The organism is Caballeronia sp., assembly GCF_028292365.1.
GTDB lineage: Bacteria > Pseudomonadota > Gammaproteobacteria > Burkholderiales > Burkholderiaceae > Caballeronia.
This window is the reverse complement of the sequence record NZ_JAQGMM010000331.1, coordinates 1-17,642: the sequence shown is the minus strand read 5'-3', so window position 1 is coordinate 17,642 and position 17,642 is coordinate 1. Positions and strand designations below refer to the sequence as shown.

Sequence of the window (17,642 nt, the reverse complement as noted above, 5' to 3'; positions counted from 1 at the left end):
CGGAATCTCGACGGACCCGACCTGCTTCATTCGCTTCTTGCCTGCCTTCTGCTTTTCCAACAGCTTCTTCTTACGTGAAATGTCGCCGCCGTAGCATTTTGCCAGCACATTCTTACGCAAAGCCTTGATGTTTTCGCGGGCGATAATATTCGAGCCGATGGTTGCCTGAATCGCCACATCGTACATCTGACGCGGAATCAGCTCGCGCATCTTCGCCGCCACTTCACGGCCACGGTACTGGCTCTGCGCACGGTGCACGATCACCGACAGCGCATCCACCTTGTCACCGTTGATCAGCATATCGACCTTCACGACATCCGCTGCGCGATATTCCTTGAACTCGTAGTCCATCGACGCATAACCGCGTGAAGTGGACTTCAGCCGGTCGAAGAAATCCAGCACGATTTCCGCCATCGGGATTTCGTACGTGAGTTGAACCTGACGGCCGTGATACAGCATGTTGATCTGCGAACCGCGCTTGTTCGTGCAAAGCGTGATCACCGCGCCCACATATTCCTGGGGCATATACAGGTTCACGGTCACGATCGGTTCGCGCACTTCTTCAATGTACGAAGGCTCCGGCATCTTGGCCGGATTCTCGACCTGAATCAGCGTGCCATCGCGTTTCACGACTTCGTACACCACGGTTGGCGCCGTGGTGATGAGGTCCATGTCGAACTCGCGCTCAAGCCGCTCCTGCACGATCTCCATGTGCAGGAGACCGAGAAACCCGCATCGGAAGCCGAAACCGAGCGCTTGCGACACTTCCGGCTCGTACTGCAACGATGAGTCATTCAGCTTCAGCTTTTCCAGCGATTCACGCAGTGCGTCGTACTGATTTGCTTCGATCGGATACAAACCCGCGAATACTTGCGGCTTCACTTCCTTGAAACCGGGCAGCGGCACTTCGGACGGACGCGCGACAGTGGTGACCGTATCGCCGACTTTCGCCGCCTGCAATTCCTTGATGCCCGCGATGATGAAGCCCACCTGGCCCGCCGACAACGACGCGAGATTCGTGGCCTTCGGCGCGAATACACCGAGACTTTCGACCGGATAAATTGCGCCGGACGCCATCATCTTGATTTTTTCTTTCGGACGCAGCGTGCCGTTCTTGATACGCACGAGCATGACCACACCAACGTAATTATCGAACCATGAGTCGATAATCAGTGCTTGCAGCGGTGCGTCCGGATCGCCCTTCGGCGGTGGCACTTTAGCGATCAGCGCTTCGAGCACGTCAGTCACGCCGAGACCTGTCTTGGCGCTGCACCGCGCGGCATCGGTTGCATCAATACCGATCACATCTTCGATTTCCGAAATTGCGTTCTCGGGGTCTGCCGCGGGCAGGTCGATCTTGTTCAGGACCGGCACGACTTCCACGCCCAGTTCGATCGCCATGTAGCAGTTGGCGACCGTCTGCGCTTCCACGCCCTGGCTGGCGTCGACCACGAGCAGCGCGCCTTCGCAGGCGGACAGCGAGCGGCTGACTTCGTACGAGAAGTCGACGTGGCCCGGGGTGTCGATGAGATTCAGGTTGTAGACCTTACCGTCGAGCGCCTTGTAGCTCAGCGCCGCAGTTTGCGCCTTGATGGTGATGCCGCGTTCGCGCTCGAGATCCATGGAGTCGAGCACCTGCGCGTCCATCTCGCGGTCAGACAAGCCGCCGCACAACTGGATGATGCGATCGGCGAGCGTCGACTTGCCGTGGTCGATGTGCGCAATGATCGAGAAGTTACGAATATGATTCATTCAGTGCCGATCAAGCAAAAAAGGCGCGCCCAGACAAACGCGGAGCACGCCTTGAAAATGGGGGTGAAAAACTTGTCTATTTTAGCCGAAAAGGCGGGCTGACGGCGGATTTTACGGGAAAGGTCCGATTGCTCAGGGACTTATACGTGTGGCCGTCGTGATTGAATGCTTGCTTAGAAGCGCACTTCGTACACGCGTTTCGTCCAGCCGGTAATGACATAACTCCACACCATCGAACACCAGCACGGGAACGAGTTCGTCGTATAACGCCTCGAGCGCAGGATCAGTGTCGATATCGATCCATTCGATAGCGACACCGAACTCAGCCGCAATCGGCTCAAGCCCGGCGCGCAAATCTTCACACAAGTGGCACCACGCGCGCCCATAAAGCTTGAGCGCGCTCATCGTGCTTATTTCTGCGCCGGCGCAGTACGCGGACGCAACGGCACGAACTGCGTGTTGTCGCCACGACGCACCAGCACCGCGACCATCTTGCTCGGATCAACGTTTTGCGCGACCGCGTCGAATTGCTTCGCGCTCGTGATGTCCGTATCACCGATCCGCAGGATGATGTCGCCCTTCTGGAAGCCGGCACGCGCCGCCGGACCTTCCACCGCGTCCACCATCACGCCATTGGTGAGTTTCAACCCCTTCTTCTGGTCAGCCGGAATGTCGCTCACCGCAATGCCGAGCGTATTGCTCGCGCGCGCCTTCGGCGGCGGTGTCTTTTTGGCTTCGGTCTTCGCGACCTTGTCCGGCTGCATTTCCGCGATGGTGATCGGCAGATCGCGCGACTCGCCCTTGCGCCACACGGTGATCGTCGCCTTCGTTCCCGGCTTCGTGTCGCCGACCATGCGCGGCAGGTCCGTCGCCGTGGACACGTCGTGGCCGTTGTATTTCAGGATGATGTCGCCCGGCTGGATACCGGCCTTGTCGGCCGGGCCGCCCGTTTCCACGCTGCTCACCAGCGCGCCCTGCGCCTTCGGCAACCCGAGCGAATCCGCCACTTCCTTCGTGACTTCGCCGATCGCCACCGCAATGCGGCCGCGGGTGACCTTTCCCGTCGTCTTCAGTTGATCGGCGACGCGCATGGCTTCATCGATAGGAATCGCGAACGAAATTCCCATGAAGCCGCCCGTACGGCTGTAGATCTGCGAGTTGATGCCAATCACCTCGCCCGCCATGTTGATCAGCGGACCGCCCGAATTGCCTGGATTCACCGCGACATCGGTCTGGATAAAGGGCAGGTAGTCACCTGTATCACGACCCTTCGCGCTGACAATACCCGCCGTCACCGTGTTGTCGAGTCCGAACGGCGAGCCGATTGCCAGCACCCATTCGCCGACACGCACCTTGTTCGAATCGCCGATGGTAATGGCCGGCAGGCTCGTCGCCTGGATCTTGACGACCGCGACGTCCGTGCGTTCATCGACGCCTATCAGCTTCGCCTTGAATTCGCGTTTGTCCGTGAGCGTGACGTAGATAGTGTCGGCGTCGTCGACCACGTGGGCATTGGTCATCACGTAACCATCGGCCGACATGATGAAACCCGAGCCCACGCCGCTGCTCTGCTCCGAATTGTCCTGATTGTCAGGGCTGTTGTCCTGCGGAGCGCTGCGATTACCCTGGCTGCCGCCGCTGTCGCCACCTTGGTCGCCGTTTCCGCTCCCGCCGTTGCCACCACTTCCGCCCCCGTTGCCGCCACCGCCACCGCTACCGCCGCGCGGCGAACCCGGCGTGCCGGGCATCGGGATACCGAAGAAACGGCGGAAGAACTCGGACATGTCGCCCTCGTCCATACCGGGCGGCAAACCGCGCAGATCGTTACTGCTGCTGACGCGGGTTGTCGTACGAATATTGACGACCGACGGACCCACTTTATCGACGAGGGTGGTGAAGTCGGGCAAATTCACTCCCGGCACTGCGACCGGCGTAGCGGACGGCGCTGGCGCAGACGCGGGCGCCGCTGCTGTTGCTGTGGCCGCGTAGGTCGCGAGCGGCAGGCATGCGGCAAGCGCCGCGGCCGCGAAATAGGTGCGCAGCGAGAGATTGCTCATATCGTGGTGGGCCGAGGAATTACTTGGAAGGCTTGTATTCTATGGCAGAAGCAAATTGCTGCAACGTGGCCTGGGGCACTTCGCCCAGCAAGGTAATCCAGAAATCGCCGCGGCGCTTGACCAGCACGTGTGTCGCGCCGCTGTCGCCAGCCCCTTCCTTGCGAGAATTTTTTTCCACGGGCTCGACAAAAATCGAGATTGCCGCGAGTCCGTCCGAGAAAACAGCCTGATCGACGGGGATCGGCGGTTGACCCTCTTCACGCGACGCCATCGGCCGGCGCAACTCGCGAATTTCACGGAAACCCGGCACGGCAGGTGTGATTTTCCAGCCCTGCGCTGCCATATCGACCGGCTCAACCGGCGGGCGCACGACCGTCCACCCGGCTAGGTTCTTGATCCCGTTCGCAATGCCGGCGCGATCAACGGACCCGCCAATCTGTACTTGCGAGAATGAAAGCTGTTCGAGCACCTGACCGTCGGGGCCGAGCGTCTGAGCGCGCAGTAGAAGACCGGTTTTCGAGTCGGCCCAAAGCTTATAAGCAAAGCGCCAGGCGTCTTGCGGATCGAGCTCGATCACCTGGCTATCAATCCCCCCGACGCGATCCGGACCGAGCATTTTCGGCTCATAGACCGTCAAAACCTGCTCGCTGCCGGTTGTCAGCAGCGACGGGAACGCGTCCTTGTTCTGGCGTTTTTCGACGACCACCAAATGCCGTTCGGGTACGAACGTGTACATGTCGTCGTCGTGGCGAAGCATCTTGCGAGGCTTGCCGTCCAGGCTTTCCAGCGACTCGAACTCACCGTCGCTGCGCGCCGCCGAATGGGTAATCCGCGACGATTGCACCGTTGTCCCACGCTGGTAGACGAAGGTGCCCTCGTAGTTCTGCTGCTGCGCGGCGTCGTGAATCCGGTTGAGCAGTTCCGCAGCAGACTTGCGCGTGGCAGCGGAATCGCCGCCCTGCGCAAAAGCACTCGATGCCGCGGATAACAACGCAGCTGCACAGAACATCAACGCCGGCAACCGCCCCCAATGAGTCGTTTTATTCAACCGCACACGTTGCATCAGTTATTGGCCTTGGCTGGTAGCCGCAGTGCGAATCAAAGGCATCGAGCCCGGCATGACGGGCTGTTGGGAGAATTGCTGATGCGCTTCGAGATACTGGTCCAGGCTTGCGTCGCGAATGATGTTCGCTTCGACAACCGGCGAGCGCGTGCTGGCGGCAGGCATGGAAGCCATGGCCACGCGCTGTACATGATCGGACGACAGGGACGCCATCTGCACGCCGTTGTGGCTGTCCACGCCCTGCAATTGCGGCACGACGATCCACGTCAGTGTGGCAGCGGCGGCCGCGACGGCAAAAGCCGGCACCACGCGGCGGCGGAACAGCCGCGAACGGAGGCGCTCGGCGGACACTGCCGGAATGGCTGCGGGCGCAAATACATGCGCTTCGGCCTCGAACCGCGCCGAGAACGCGTTCATGAACGCGCTGCTGGCTTTAGGACTGGCCGCGAGATCGTCGGAACGCAGGGCGTCGCCGATCAAGTGGTAATCCGACCACGCCGCGCGATCCTTCTGCGTAAACCCGGAAAGAAACTGACTGATGTCGCCCGAACCGTCGAACGATTCACCGTCGACAAAAGCGGACAGACGCTCGCCTCGCGAGCTAGCTTGCGATTGCACCGAAACCGACCCCATGATGCTCCCCATCTTGACTGCACCCCGTAGTGACACTACCTGACTCAGATACCGCGTCCCTGCCCCGCGCAACCTCGCTGTTACCAGCGCTTGCCTTCGGGAGTGTCCAGCAACGGACGCAATTTTGCCGCAATGGCTTCGCGAGCACGAAAAATTCTTGATCTGACTGTCCCAATTGGGCAATTCATCATTTCGGCAATTTCTTCGTAGCTCAGACCTTCAATCTCACGAAGAGTAATGGCGGTGCGCAGCTCTTCCGGTAAAACCGCCATTGCAGCATTGACCGTCTGTGCGATCTGCTTGCTCATCAACATCGACTCAGGCGTGTTGATATCCCTTAGTTGGTCTGCGTCGGAGAAAGTTTCCGCTTCTTCTGCATCAGCTTCGGTAGAAGTTGGAGCTCGACGGCTCTGAGTGGCAAGGTAGTTCTTCGCGGTGTTCACCGCAATCCGGTAAAGCCACGTATAAAAGGCCGATTCTCCGCGAAATTGCGGCAACGCGCGATAAGCCTTGATAAAGGCGTCCTGCGCGACATCCTCAACCTCGGCGGGATCGCGCACGAGGCGCGAGATAAGCCGGATGATTTTGCGCTGATATTTGGCGACCAGTAGCTCGAACGCTGCTTTATCGCCCTTTTGCACGCGTTCGACCAGTACCTGATCGATTTCTTTTTCGCTCACCTGGGAAATCCGTTAACTTTGGGGGTGCTACGCGGAGGGCTATTGTAGCGTTACGCCGCCGGAAGACGCCGGATGCTGACCGGCGGTTACACGCGTTACAGATGTTCCTGGGCGCAGCGCCGGGCGCGCACGGCCAGTTCGCGGAAGGCGGAGATGTTGGCGAGCGCGTCGGCGGCGACCAGGAACGAGGCCGGGCGGCCTACTGCGGGCATCAGGATGAGGGCAAGCAGGCGGTCGCTCCACTGGGCACAACCGGTTATTCGCCGATATTGTGCGTTCCCCGCGCGATCCCACGTGGTCAAACCGTCTTGCCCGATCTCGAACGCGACGGGCCGGCGCCGCTCGCCGCCCCAGGCCGCAGTGGCCAGAGCCGCGGTCACGGTCAACGCCGCCACACACCCGCTGATTAGTCCGGCGTAAGCCGCCACGCACTGGAACACCGATCCCGCCGCTACCACCACGAATGCTGCGGTAGCGGCCCAGAGGAACCGTGAGGGACGGAGTGAGTGCCGGCGCGGGGAATGAGCAAGTGAGTCCGCCGACACCTCCGGCAACAGAAAGTGCGCGCTTGTCATTCGCCCATTCCTGCGACGATCAGGCGCGCGCCGCTACGCACGTCGCTCAATGCTTCTTGAAAACGAGCGTGCCGTTCGTGCCGCCAAAACCGAACGAGTTCTTCAGCGCCACGTCGATCTTCATTTGCCGCGCTTCGTTCGCGCAGTAGTCCAGGTCACATGCTGGATCCTGGTTGAAGATATTCATGGTAGGCGGCGAGATCTGGTGGTGCAGCGCCAGCACGGTGAAGACCGATTCCAGGCCGCCGGCGCCACCGAGCAGGTGACCCGTCATCGACTTGGTGGAATTCACCACGAGCTTCTTCGCGTGGTCGCCGAACATGTTCTTGATAGCGACGGTCTCGGCCAGATCACCCAGCGGCGTGGACGTACCATGAGCGTTCAAGTAGTGCACTTCGTCCGCATTCACCGAGGCGTTCTTCAACGCATTGCGCATGCTGCGACGCGCGCCGTCACCGTCTTCCGGCGGTGCGGTCATGTGATACGCGTCGCCGCTCATGCCGTAGCCACTGACTTCGGCGTAGATCTTCGCGCCACGCGCTTTGGCATGCTCATACTCTTCGAGCACCATCACGCCCGCGCCTTCGCCCAGCACAAAACCATCGCGATCCTTATCCCACGGACGGCTCGCCGTCGCCGGGTCATCGTTGCGCTGGGACAACGCGCGTGCAGCCGCGAAGCCGCCGATACCCAAAGGCGACACAGTCGCCTCAGAGCCGCCGCAGATCATCACGTCGGCGTCGCCGTATTCGATCAGCCGCGAACCTTCGCCAATGCAATGCAGACCCGTCGTACAAGCGGTCACGATGGCCAGATTCGGTCCTTTCAAACCGAAGCGAATGGAAAGATGACCGGAGATCATGTTGATGATCGACGCCGGCACGAAGAACGGCGAAACCCGGCGCGGACCACGGTTCAGCAACTCCGTTTGCGTGGCTTCGATCATCGGCAAGCCGCCGATTCCCGAGCCCACCACCACACCTACGCGCTCCGAGTTTTCCTCGGTGATCTCCAGCCCGCTGTCCTGCATGGCCTGCACACCGGCGGCTATGCCGTAATGGATAAAGGTATCCATGTGGCGCGCTTCCTTGGCCGGCATATAGTCTTCGACGTTGAAGCCTTTGACTTCGCCAGCAAAGCGCGTGGAGAAGTTCGTGGCATCGAACTTCGTGATCTCGGCAATACCCGACTTGCCAGCGACCAGATTGGCCCAGCCGTCGGCAACGGTATTGCCAACAGGCGAAATCAGCCCAAGGCCTGTAACAACAACACGACGACGGCTCACGGTAACCCCTTATCCATAAATGACAAAAAGCAAAAGCCACAAGATTCACAGGAAATTGCCCTGTGAGCCCTGTGGCTGTTAAATCGGTTCGAATCGCGACAGAGCGTCAACCCCGAATGGTGTAGAAGCAGCTTGGCGCGTCGGGCTTTAGGCCTTGACGTTGGCGCGAGCGTAGTCGATCGCCTGTTGAACAGTCGTGATCTTCTCAGCTTCTTCGTCAGGGATTTCCATGCCAAATTCGTCTTCGAGAGCCATCACGAGTTCGACGGTGTCGAGCGAGTCAGCGCCCAGATCGTTGACGAACGAAGCTTCGTTCTTGATTTCGGCTTCGGCGACGCCCAGTTGTTCGGCGACGATCTTCTTCACGCGCTGTTCGATATTGTCCATGCAGCCCTCCGAGGGAAATGTAGTTCAAAAACACAAGTGCGCGCATTTTATCAGGTTTGTACCCGTAAATACCCACGCACGGAATCAGCTTTGTTTAGCGCGTGACGTGCCTTTGATGGCCGTCACGCCTTTCTTGCGCACTCTCCTGCGCCCTTTCCCGCTTACCACTTCTGACAGCAAATTTCGCGTCTTGCACACCGCGCTTTAATTCAGCACTTTGCGCACCCGCCAAGGCGCGGATATTAACGAAATGCCTGTCACATGTACATGCCGCCGTTCACATGGAGCGTCGTGCCCGTTATGTACCCGGCTTGCGGCGAAGCAAGGAAAGCCACAGCATGCGCGATATCTTCCGGGCTGCCCAGTCGGCCGAGTGGTATCTGTGCTGTGAGCGCCGCGCGCTGCGCTTCCGGCAAAACCTTGGTCATGTCGGTATCGATAAAACCCGGCGCAATGCAGTTCACCGTGATCCCGCGGCTGCCGATTTCACGGGCCAGCGCCCGCGTCATGCCTGCCACGCCGGCTTTCGCGGCCGCGTAATTGGCCTGCCCCGGGTTGCCTGACGACGCCACGACCGACGTGATATTGATGATCCGGCCGCCGCGCGCTTTCATCATCGGGCGCAGCACGGCACGCGAGAGACGGAAAACGGCCCGCAGGTTGGTGTCGATGACCGCGTCGAATTCGTCGTCCTTCATGCGCATCGCGAGTTGATCTTTCGTGATCCCGGCGTTGTTTACCAACACATTGAGGCCGCCGAATTCCTTGACCACGCCGTCGATAAACGCTTCGCTCGCGGCCGCGTCAGTCACGTTCAGCACAGCGCCACGGCTTTGTCCGCCAAACTCTTTCAACGCTTCGGTAATGCCCTCGGCGCCGCTGTCGCTGGTCGCCGTGCCAATCACTGTTGCACCCTGGCGCGCGAGTTCGACCGCGATCGACCGGCCAATACCCCGCGACGCGCCCGTCACGACCACTATGTGCTTGTCCAGAATCATCTTTCGTCTGTTCCTTGATTTGTCGCTTAACTGCTTTGGCCTATCTGGCTAACGCATTCAGTCGGCGAGCAGTTTGCGGGTTTCTTCGAGCGAAGCCGGGTCGAAGATCGACGCGCCGATCAGCGACCCGTCGATACGCTTCGTCAGCCCGTTCAGCACCTTGCCCGGACCGCATTCGATCACGTGTGTGACGCCTTCGTGCGCCATCTTCTGCACGGTTTCGACCCAGCGCACGGGACCCGCGGCCTGACGCACGAGCGCGTCCTTGATCGCAGCCGGTTCCGCAACGCTCGCGACATCGATGTTATTGATCAGCGGAATTTGCGGCACGCCGATATCGACACTCGCCAGATACTCCCGCAACTGGTCCGACGCCGGCTTGAGCAACGACGAATGGAACGGCGCCGATACTGGCAGCGGCAGCGCGCGTTTCGCGCCCTTGGCCTTGGCAATTTCGCAGGCTTTTTCAACGCCCGCTTTCGCACCGGCAATCACGACCTGGGACGGCGCGTTGAAGTTGACCGCTTCCACAATCCCTGCCGCCGATGCTTCGACGCAGACAGCGCGCACGGCATCGTCGTCGAGACCCAGAATGGCCGCCATGCCGCCTTCGCCTACGGGCACCGCGTTCTGCATGGCTTGCGCGCGAAAACGCACGAGCGGCACGGCAGCTGAAAATGGCAACGCACCAGCAACCACCAACGCCGTATATTCGCCCAAACTATGACCCGCAACGATCGCCGGCTTGAGCCCGGTTTCCTTTTCCCACACGCGATAAATCGCGTACGCGGCCGTCAGCATCACAGGCTGCGTGTTCGTGGTCAGACCCAGTTCTTCAACCGGGCCTTCGGCAATCAGCTTGCCCAGATCCTGACCGAGTGCATCGGATGCTTGTTGCACGGTTTCGCGCACCACGGCGTGATCGGCGAATGCATTGAGCATGCCGACCGACTGGGAACCTTGTCCCGGAAAAACGAACGCGAATTTCATGAGGTCCTTGCTCGATTGGATTATCGAATGACTGACGTGGCGTGACGACGCTGTTGAATCGGCTTATTACCCGCTTAATACCGGATAACCGACGCGCCCCACGTGAAGCCGCCGCCCACCCCTTCGATCAGCACATGCTGGCCGCGCTTGATGCGGCCGTCGCGCACGGCGACGTCGAATGCGAGCGGAATCGACGCCGCCGACGTATTGCCGTGCTCGCCAACGGTCACGACCATGCGCTCCAGCGGCACATGCAACTTGCGCGCGGTGCTTTCCATGATGCGGATATTGGCCTGATGCGGAATGAGCCAGTCGATATCGCTCGCGGTCAGTTGCGCTTTCTCGAGTGCCTCGACAGCCACTTTTTCCAGCACCTTGACCGCCAGTTTGAACACAGCCTGACCGTCCATGTGCAGGAACGCGCTGCCTTCGATTACACCCTTGTTCACATTGCCCGGCGTGCACAGGATGTTTGCGTGGCTGCCATCGGCATGAAGCGCGCTGGAAAGTACGCCCGGTTCATCGGAGGCTTGCAGGATCACGGCGCCCGCGCCGTCACCGAACAGCACGCAGGTGGTGCGGTCGTTGAAATCAAGAATGCGTGAGAAAGTTTCAGCACCAACGACCAGCGCCGTGCGATTTGAGCCGCCACGGATAAGGCTGTCGGCCATTGCAACTGCGTAAGCGAAGCCCGAGCAGACAGCCTGGATGTCGAAAGCTGCGCCGCCGTTCTTGATGCCGAGCTTGTTCTGCAGCAGGCACGCGGTGCTGGGGAAAACAAAGTCAGGCGTGGACGTGGCGACAATGATCAGATCGATCGATTGCGGATCAATACCCGCCGCCTCGATCGCATGACGCGACGCGTGCAACGCGAGTTCGCTGGTCGTCTGATCGGGTGCGGCGAAATGACGTGCATGGATACCAGTGCGTGCGACGATCCACTCATCGCTCGTTTCAACACCCTGCTTCGCCAGACGCTCGGCCAGATCCTGGTTCGTGACACGATCTGTCGGCAAGTAACTGCCCGTTCCGATCACGCGGGAATAGAGATTCGATTGAGCCATTATGCCTTCGAGGATAGCGCGGGACCCGGTTCGCCCGGCTGCACGAGCGGGCGGGCAACGACCGTATTATCGCCTGGGGCGACGGGGTCTGCCGCGGGGTCGACCTGATTCGGGACCACGGTGCCAGCAGTGTCAGCGGAAGCGCCGAGCGCCGCTTGTTGCACGGGAGCAGCGTTTTCTTCCATGGCGCGCACGAGGCGTTCAAGCACGCCATTTTTGACGGCATCATACCCGCGTTTGATAGCCCACTCAAATCCGTAAGCCTGTGCCGATCCGTGGCTCTTGATGACCAGCCCGCGCAGGCCGAGCAGCGCGGCGCCGTTGTACTGGGCTGGGTCAACCCGCCGTTTGAAGCGTTTGAGAACGGGCAATGCGACGAGCGCCATCAGCTTGGTCAAGAGCGATCGGCTGAACTCCTCGCGGATCATGTCGGTCAGCATCTGCGCCAAACCTTCGGAGGTTTTCAACGCCACGTTGCCGACAAAACCATCGCACACGACCACGTCGGTCGTGCCTTTATAGATGTCGTTGCCTTCCACGTTGCCGTAGAAATTGAGCGTGCTTGCGCGCAGCAATTCGCCGGCGCGTTTGATGACGTCGTTGCCCTTGATGACTTCTTCGCCAATGTTGAGCAGACCAATGGTCGGCCGCTCCTTGTTGCCGATAGCGGCGACAAGCGCATGGCCCATCTCGGCGAATTGCAGCAAGTGCTGCGGCTCGCAGTCCACATTCGCGCCCAGGTCGAGCACGGTGGTGAAGCCTTTCTGGCTTGGCATCGCGAAGGCGATAGCCGGTCGCTCAATGCCTGGCAGCGTCTTGAGCACGTAGCGGGACACGGCCATCAATGCGCCGGTGTTACCTGCCGAGATGCACGTCTGGGCCTGGCCGTCCTTGACGAGATTGAGCGCTACTCGCATGGACGAATCTTTCTTCCGGCGCAGCGCAACCTCTACCGAGTCGTCCATCTCGACCACTTCAGTGGCCGGGACGACCGTCAGCCGGGTTTCGCCGGTGGCTTTGCACTTCTTCAGTTGCGCGCGGATGGCCGACTCAATGCCGACAAGCAACAGCTGCGCATCAGGATGCGAACGCACGAAACTGACCGCGGCGGGAACGGTCACGGCCGGGCCGTGGTCGCCTCCCATGCAGTCGATAGTGATCTTTACGGTCATGGAATGCGACGAATTTCAGGCACAAAAAAGCGGCAGTGAAATGCCGCCTTCTTGGTATACCAGGAACATGTCAAGCGCAAACAACCGCGACTCAGACCACGAGTCAAGACGGTGACGCGAGACGCAACAAGCGTCGTACGCTTAGTCGTTCTTCGTCTTGATGACTTTCTTGCCACGATAGTAGCCGTTCGGGCTCACGTGGTGACGCAGATGCACTTCACCCGTGCTCGGCTCGAGAGCCAGCGCCGGCGCGGTCAGGAAGTCGTGCGAACGATGCATGCCGCGCTTGGACGGCGATTTCTTGTTTTGCTGAACTGCCATGATAACTCCAGAAAAATTTTGCGAATTCTAACACAGCTCGACACGCCCGAGACCCTGACCTTGGGCCAGTGAGTCTTTCCGGACGCATCGCGCCGCCTGATGATTCGACACCCGGCCTGATGCCGGACGCCAATACTCTTTAATACGAGCATTAAGAGCACACGCTTCAATGCCCGCGCTTCAACCTGAACTCAATGCTTGTTGTCGTCCGAACCGCCCTGTTTGAGCTTACCGAGCGCGGCGAACGGATTGGGTCTGCCTGTGCCGCCATCCTGCTGCGTGCCTGCATCGCCATTCAGACCACCATCGTCCAGCTCGCCCTCAGTGCCCGCGAGGCCTGTTACCAGACTCTCATGCACTTCAGGACACACTTCGTGCTTCGGCACGAGCGGTAAGGTCAACAACAACTCGTCTTCGATCAAGTCGATGAGATCGAACTGGCGCGAGCCAACGATCACTTCCACTTCATCGTTGTCTAGCGGAAATTCGTCTGCTTCATCTTCCGTGGTGACAATGCGATACGTTGCATCGACATCCAGGTGTTGCGAATACGGCGAAAGACAACGCTGGCATTCGATCCAGACCGATCCGTGCACCGCGAGCCGCAAATAAGGCTGCGGCGCTTCGGTACCGTCGTCCTGCAACTCGGGCTGCATGGAGCCTTCGGCCTGCCATGAAAACACCGTGTCGCGGTCTGGAGCATCTGCCGGCACTTCGTTCAACATACGCGGCAATTGCGAGACCCGTACACCGCCTGCTGCCTGCCGACGGCTTTGGGCGAATTCGAACAAGTCGAGCGCTCGCAAGTCGGCGGGACATGCAGGTTTGCCAGGATTCTGTGTCATGTGCGCTCCTGCAGTGGTCGTTGCCGCGACGGCTGGATGCTAGTCCGCGGAGGACGACCGGGGGTGAAGCTGCAGTATGCACCGCACTGGACCCGTCCGGCTGGTGTGGTTTATCCCGATTTTCCGGTTTTAGCAGAGGGCTGCCGCCTCGTTGTGCTCTTGGCTACGCACCTCTGACTGGCACCACATCTGCATCTCTAAACCGTGCTGCGCGCTCGAGCCCGGCCTTGGCTTTCATCCGGGTCAGGCGAGACACTCGGTACACTCCAGCTTCCGTTGCCATCCCGGTATGCGTCGCGTACGCGTACGCCGCGTGTGCGTAGGCAATCAAGGCCTTCGCATACCGATGAAAAGCCCAAAATCATAGCGGCTTTGTCTTTTCGAGTCAAACACTTATGCTCCGGTGTGCGGCACCGCCATTTTTAGTTCGTTAGTTCGGTCCCAGCCCGATTTCAGTCCCTAACCTCGTTGTCCCTAGCCCATTCTTTCATGCCCGACGTCTCAAATCAGCCGCGCCTCATCCTTGCCTCGAGTTCACGTTATCGGCGGGAGTTGCTCGAACGCCTGCGCATTCCCTTCGATGTGATCACGCCCGATATCGACGAAACGCCGCTCGACGGCGAGACGCCGGAAGCCACGGCTATCCGGCTCTCGATCGCCAAGGCGCGCGCCGCTGCCGCCCGTGTAACCGATGCGTCCGGTGCGCTGGGCGTCGTTGTAATCGGCTCCGATCAGGTCGCGACCTGCGACGGCCGGCAGATCGGCAAACCCGGCACGCACGACAACGCGCGGAGCCAGCTTCAGTCGATGCGTGGCAAAAGTGTCGAATTCCACAGCGCACTTTGCCTCTTCGACAGCCGCTCGAACCATATCCAATCTGCCGATATCGTCACGCGTGTGCAATTCCGCGATCTGCCGGATGCGGAAATCGAAGCCTATTTGCATGCCGAAATGCCTTACGACGTGGCGGGCAGCGCGAAATCAGAGGGTTTGGGCATCACGCTTGTCGATGCAATCCATTCCGACGATCCCACCGCGTTGGTGGGTTTGCCGTTGATCGCGTTGTCGCGGATGTTGCGCGCGGCCGGGTTTCCCTTGGTGGGGGCAGCATGAGCGGCGTTTTGTACCTGATCCCGAACACGCTCGGCGACGGCGACAGCGCCGCGCTCGCCGATGTCCTTCCCGAACCCGTGCGAGCACGCGCCGCGGCGCTGCAGTACTACATTGGCGAAAACGCGAAAACCACGCGCGCCTTTCTGAAGAAGGTCGGAACCGAGCGGCCGATCCAGGAAATCGAGATCCGCGAACTCAACGTCAACACCCCGCCGGGCGAGGTCGACAAGCTGCTCAAGCCGATTCTGGCTGGTACTGACGCCGGCCTTGTCTCCGAAGCTGGATGTCCGGCCGTCGCAGATCCGGGCGCCCTGCTCGTGCGCCGCGCCCACGAGCGCGGCGTCAAAGTGGTGCCGTTCGTCGGACCCAGTTCGATCTTGCTGGCGCTGATGGCGTCGGGGATGAATGGGCAGAGTTTCGCATTCAACGGCTATCTTCCCGTCGATGCCGCCGAACGGGGCAAACGGCTGCGCGAACTGGAAGCGCTGTCGCGCAAGGCGAACCAGACGCAGATTTTTATCGAGACGCCTTACAGGAATCGTGCGCTGCTGGACACGCTGCTCGCGACCTGCGCCCCGTCCACGCTGGTATGCGTCGCGGTCGACCTGACATTGCCGGCCGAGACGATCATCACGCGAACCGTGTCGGACTGGAAAAAGAAAGCTGCGCCGGAGTTGCATAAACGGCCAGCGATTTTCTTGCTGTTGGGGGCGTGATTTAAAGCTCGCGCTTCTCCCTCGCATGTAAAAAACCGCTCGACTGAAGACTCAAGACGAGCGGTTTTTATCTGGCAAAAGCCGTGAAACTCACTTCAACTGCATCTTCCCGCCCATCATCAGCGCGTGCATCGATGCATTGCCGACCGCCGCGCCAAACTTGCGCGCCACACGCTCGCCTATGCTTTCCTTCTGCGTGTAATCAACAATATCCGGCTGCTTGACGATCTCGCGCGCAACGTAATCGGCGTCGCCGAAACCATCGGCGAGACCCAGTTCCACGCTCTTCTGACCCGTCCAGAACATGCCCGAGAACATATCGGGCGACTCTTTCAGCCGCTTGCCGCGGCCTTGTTTGACGGCATCAATGAATTGCTGGTGAATCTGGTCGAGCATGTCCTGCGCGTGCGCATCCATAGCGGGCGTTTCAGGCGAGAACGGGTCGAAAGCGCCCTTGTTCGCGCCCGACGTGTGCAACCGGCGTTGCACGCCCAGCTTGTCCATCAGGCCCGTAAAGCCGAAACCGTCCATCAGCACCCCAATCGATCCGACAATGCTCGCCTTGTCGACGTAGATTTTATCGGCCGCGGCCGCGGCGTAATAACCACCCGACGCGCACATGTCGCCCACCACTACATACAGCGGCTTCGACGGATATTTCGCCCGCAAGCGCGTGATCTCACGATAAATGATGCCCGCCTGCACCGGACTGCCGCCCGGGCTGTTACAGCGAAGGATCACCGCTGCGGTGCCATCGTCCTCAAAAGCGCTGTCGAGCGCAGCGTTCACGTTGTCCGAACTGGCGTCGCTATTGGCGGCAATCTCACCTTCCAGTTCGACCAGCGCCGTGTGTCGTGCGGTTTTCGCGACTTTGTCGCTGGTGAAATCGAACGCGCTCCAGACCGCGATCGCCAGGATCGCAAGGAACACGAAGCGGAAAAAGATCCGCCAGCGGCGCGCGGCGCGCTGTTCGTTGATTGCCGCGAGCGCAATGCGCTCGAGCGCGGCGCGCTCCCAGTTGTCGCCGGCGTCGCCGATGGATTTGGGACGCGCCTTATCCGCGGAATCGGTGGGAATTTGTTCGGACATGCGTCGCCTGGTTGACTGATTGAAAATGAAGAGTGGGTTCGTTTCGAATCGCGGGACTAGCCGCGAGAACGGTCAAGCCGGACGGATATCGTCGTCAGGAAGCCAGAAGACGGCGCGGCCTTCGGGTGTATCGCGATCTTCCGCTGCCACCGGTCGCAAACGCGCGCCGCGACATGGGCCACCGACGCATTTCCCCGTGTCCGGCTCGTAAATCGCGCCGTGAGTCGCGCACATCAAGTATAAGCCGGAGCTCTCGAAGAACTTGCCTTCGGACCAGTCCATCTCCATGGGCACGTGCGCGCAGCGGTTGAGGTAGCCAAAGGGTTTGCCGTCGTATCGGACGAAAAATACGGTGGCTTCGCCGCCCTTGTCGACCGCTTTGTGTCGAACGCCGTCGCCGCCGTCGATCAGTTCCTCCGACGCGCAAATTCGGACCGGCTCAAGTGGCCTATCAAGCGGCGTCTCCAGCGACGTTCCTGTCATGCATTCTCCCGCAGCCAGTCCCCCAGCGACGTGACGTTTTCGGCGACGAACAGCGGCTCGAGTGCATGCAGCGACTTCGCCGGATGCGCGCCGTAAGTCACGCCGACCGCCGCCGCACCGGCGTTCTTCGCCATTTGCAGGTCGTGCGTGGTGTCGCCGATCATCACAGTGCGGCTCACGTCCTGCCCGAGTTCGCGCGTGAGTTCGTGCAACATGGCGGGATGCGGCTTGGAGAAGGTTTCGTCGGCGCAGCGCGTGCCGTCGAAGAGGCTCGTCAAGCGCGACTGGTCCAGCGCGCGGTTCAGGCCCACGCGGCTTTTGCCCGTTGCGACCGCCAACAAATAGCCTTCGTCGCGAAGGTTCTGCAGCATGCCGCGTACGCCATCGAAGAGCTCGGTTTGCTCGCCCTTGATCAAATA

The 17,642-nt window shown here is 60.3% G+C and carries 20 protein-coding genes; 2 read left to right on the top strand and 18 right to left on the bottom strand.

Annotation, left to right across the window (positions count from 1 at the left end; genetic code table 11):
- From lepA to JWR14_RS20170, 15 genes are all read right to left on the bottom strand, one after another.
- The coding region (gene lepA / locus JWR14_RS20240) for a translation elongation factor 4 (RefSeq protein WP_299710408.1) at positions 1-1,752 on the bottom strand (1,752 nt) is incomplete at its 3' end.
- 132 nt (positions 1,753-1,884) lie between these two features.
- Positions 1,885-2,166 (bottom strand): glutaredoxin family protein, encoded by a 282-nt coding sequence (locus JWR14_RS20235; protein ID WP_299710411.1) that lies wholly within the window; start codon positions 2,164-2,166, stop codon positions 1,885-1,887.
- Positions 2,163-3,809, bottom strand: coding sequence for a DegQ family serine endoprotease (locus JWR14_RS20230; RefSeq protein ID WP_299710406.1), 1,647 nt, complete (start codon positions 3,807-3,809; stop codon positions 2,163-2,165). Before JWR14_RS20230 ends, JWR14_RS20235 begins: the two co-directional genes overlap by 4 nt.
- A 19-nt stretch (positions 3,810-3,828) precedes the next feature.
- Positions 3,829-4,872, bottom strand: coding sequence for a MucB/RseB C-terminal domain-containing protein (locus tag JWR14_RS20225; protein WP_299710404.1), 1,044 nt, complete (start codon positions 4,870-4,872; stop codon positions 3,829-3,831).
- A gap of 3 nt (positions 4,873-4,875) precedes the next feature.
- Complete coding sequence (locus tag JWR14_RS20220) at positions 4,876-5,505, bottom strand: sigma-E factor negative regulatory protein (protein ID WP_299710401.1); 630 nt, start codon at positions 5,503-5,505, stop codon at positions 4,876-4,878.
- Between the two features lie 80 nt (positions 5,506-5,585).
- Entirely contained in the window at positions 5,586-6,185 is a 600-nt protein-coding gene (gene rpoE / locus JWR14_RS20215) for an RNA polymerase sigma factor RpoE (protein WP_031363443.1), read from the bottom strand.
- A 95-nt stretch (positions 6,186-6,280) separates the two neighbouring features.
- The gene (locus JWR14_RS20210; RefSeq protein WP_299710395.1) at positions 6,281-6,760 is read right to left on the bottom strand and encodes a hypothetical protein; all 480 of its coding nucleotides are present in this window, start codon (positions 6,758-6,760) and stop codon (positions 6,281-6,283) included.
- 46 nt (positions 6,761-6,806) lie between these two features.
- Positions 6,807-8,045: a beta-ketoacyl-ACP synthase II gene (gene fabF / locus JWR14_RS20205; protein ID WP_299710392.1), complete on the bottom strand. Its 1,239-nt coding sequence runs from the start codon at positions 8,043-8,045 to the stop codon at positions 6,807-6,809.
- 147 nt (positions 8,046-8,192) lie between these two features.
- Positions 8,193-8,432, bottom strand: a complete 240-nt coding sequence (gene acpP / locus JWR14_RS20200) for an acyl carrier protein (RefSeq protein WP_004197638.1) — start codon at positions 8,430-8,432, stop codon at positions 8,193-8,195.
- Positions 8,433-8,689: 257 nt separating this feature from the next.
- A complete protein-coding gene (fabG, locus tag JWR14_RS20195; protein WP_299710261.1) occupies positions 8,690-9,430 on the bottom strand; it encodes a 3-oxoacyl-ACP reductase FabG in 741 nt (246 codons plus the stop codon).
- A gap of 57 nt (positions 9,431-9,487) precedes the next feature.
- A complete protein-coding gene (gene fabD, locus JWR14_RS20190) occupies positions 9,488-10,420 on the bottom strand; it encodes an ACP S-malonyltransferase (protein WP_299710258.1) in 933 nt (310 codons plus the stop codon).
- Positions 10,421-10,494: 74 nt separating this feature from the next.
- Positions 10,495-11,484, bottom strand: a complete 990-nt coding sequence (locus JWR14_RS20185) for a beta-ketoacyl-ACP synthase III (protein ID WP_299710255.1) — start codon at positions 11,482-11,484, stop codon at positions 10,495-10,497.
- Entirely contained in the window at positions 11,484-12,656 is a 1,173-nt protein-coding gene (gene plsX / locus JWR14_RS20180) for a phosphate acyltransferase PlsX (RefSeq protein WP_299710252.1), read from the bottom strand. Before plsX ends, JWR14_RS20185 begins: the two co-directional genes overlap by 1 nt.
- Before the next feature lie 141 nt (positions 12,657-12,797).
- Positions 12,798-12,977, bottom strand: a complete 180-nt coding sequence (gene rpmF / locus JWR14_RS20175) for a 50S ribosomal protein L32 (RefSeq protein ID WP_299710249.1) — start codon at positions 12,975-12,977, stop codon at positions 12,798-12,800.
- A 191-nt stretch (positions 12,978-13,168) separates the two neighbouring features.
- Positions 13,169-13,822 (bottom strand): DUF177 domain-containing protein, encoded by a 654-nt coding sequence (locus tag JWR14_RS20170; protein ID WP_299710246.1) that lies wholly within the window; start codon positions 13,820-13,822, stop codon positions 13,169-13,171.
- 489 nt (positions 13,823-14,311) lie between these two features.
- Between JWR14_RS20170 and JWR14_RS20165 the strand changes: the two genes are divergently transcribed.
- Both JWR14_RS20165 and JWR14_RS20160 read left to right on the top strand, forming a co-directional pair.
- A complete protein-coding gene (locus tag JWR14_RS20165) occupies positions 14,312-14,935 on the top strand; it encodes a Maf-like protein (protein ID WP_299710243.1) in 624 nt (207 codons plus the stop codon).
- Positions 14,932-15,651, top strand: coding sequence for an SAM-dependent methyltransferase (locus JWR14_RS20160; protein WP_299710240.1), 720 nt, complete (start codon positions 14,932-14,934; stop codon positions 15,649-15,651). Before JWR14_RS20165 ends, JWR14_RS20160 begins: the two co-directional genes overlap by 4 nt.
- Positions 15,652-15,741: 90 nt before the next feature.
- Here the strand turns inward: JWR14_RS20160 and JWR14_RS20155 are convergent, their stop codons facing one another.
- The 3 genes from JWR14_RS20155 to JWR14_RS20145 all read right to left on the bottom strand — a co-directional run.
- Complete coding sequence (locus JWR14_RS20155) at positions 15,742-16,740, bottom strand: S49 family peptidase (RefSeq protein WP_299710237.1); 999 nt, start codon at positions 16,738-16,740, stop codon at positions 15,742-15,744.
- A 72-nt stretch (positions 16,741-16,812) separates the two neighbouring features.
- Positions 16,813-17,223 carry a Rieske 2Fe-2S domain-containing protein gene (locus JWR14_RS20150; protein ID WP_299710234.1) on the bottom strand — a complete coding sequence of 137 codons (411 nt, stop codon included), beginning with the start codon at positions 17,221-17,223 and terminating at the stop codon, positions 16,813-16,815.
- Positions 17,220-17,642, bottom strand: a 423-nt coding sequence (locus tag JWR14_RS20145; RefSeq protein WP_299710231.1) for an HAD-IIIA family hydrolase, incomplete at its 5' end; no start/stop codon positions are given. The genes JWR14_RS20150 and JWR14_RS20145, both read right to left, overlap by 4 nt.